Annotated in this window: 2 protein-coding genes; both read left to right on the top strand. The window is 52.4% G+C overall.

Going from position 1 to position 578, the window contains the following annotated elements; all coding sequences use genetic code 11:
* Window positions 1-333 (top strand): thermonuclease family protein (locus R8N49_RS29115; protein WP_318190697.1); only part of this gene is annotated, 333 nt, incomplete at its 5' end.
* A gap of 57 nt (window positions 334-390) precedes the next feature.
* A partial coding sequence (locus tag R8N49_RS29110; RefSeq protein ID WP_318190696.1) for an HU family DNA-binding protein occupies window positions 391-578 on the top strand: 188 nt, incomplete at its 3' end.

Below are 578 nucleotides of genomic sequence, written 5' to 3'. Positions count from 1 at the left end.
GTAAGGCTGGCGGAAATCGACACCCCAGAGAAGAAACAACCCTACGGCTCAAAGGCGAAACAGGCGTTGTCCGATCTGGTGTTTGGTCGAATGATTAAAGTCGAGCAAATCGACAAAGACCGTTATGGCCGTCTGGTCGCCAACCTTTATGTCGATGGCAAATGGGTCAATGCCGAAATGGTCCGTTCTGGGAGTGCGTGGGTGTACCGGCAGTACGCCAAAACACCGGAGCTGTTCAAGCTGGAGGCCGAAGCCAAAGCCGATAAGCGAGGTCTCTGGGCATTACCGGAATCGGAGAGAACTCCCCCTTGGGAGTGGCGAAGAAAGCACTAACCACACCCCAGAGTATGCAGGTGTAAACAGTAACCAAGAAAACAAACAGGAATAACGATGAACAAAAGTGAACTGATTATGAAAGTGGCCGAAGACGCTGACATTAGCAAAGCAAAGGCCGAAGCTGCGGTAAATGCGCTGATCAACTCAGTGACAGAGGAGCTTAAAGCGGGTGGGACAGTAGCGCTCACTGGGTTTGGTACTTTCCACGTTAAGGAACGCGCAGCGCGAACCGGGCGGAATCC

Source organism: Vibrio sp. 1978 (assembly GCF_033344345.1).
This window is presented reverse-complemented; position numbering and strand designations above follow the sequence as displayed.